1 protein-coding gene is annotated in these 312 nt (G+C 60.6%); it reads right to left on the bottom strand.

All coding sequences use genetic code 11. The features are described from left to right. A partial coding sequence (locus I6E40_RS10810) for a virulence-associated E family protein (protein WP_235387291.1) occupies positions 1 to 312 on the bottom strand: 312 nt, incomplete at both ends.

The raw sequence follows: 312 nt of genomic DNA, 5'->3' as shown, positions 1-312 counted from the left end.
AGGTGAGGTCAAATTTATCGGTATAGTAGGCGCGTAGTTTCTTCGGCAGGAGCATGCGGCAGAACGTACTCTTTCCGAGTCCCTGGCGCTCGCTGACCAGTAGCGGAGCAATCTGACAATCATACACATCCGCGCTTTCTTCTTCGCCGAGCCAACCCTTGACTGCGCCGCGCAGCCAGCGGCGGAACACTTTGTTCCAGAGTTCATCCGAGGAGATGCGCGCAGCGAGTTCTCCGACGCGGTCGCGACCGTCCCAGGCGGGGAGGGCACGGAGGTAGTCGCGCAGGGGGAAGTAGAGGGGTACTTCCTCCG

The organism is Prevotellamassilia timonensis, from assembly GCF_021531665.1.
Lineage (GTDB): Bacteria > Bacteroidota > Bacteroidia > Bacteroidales > Bacteroidaceae > Alloprevotella.
The sequence above is the reverse complement of the archived record's forward strand: the minus strand, read 5'-3'. Positions and strand labels throughout refer to the sequence as shown.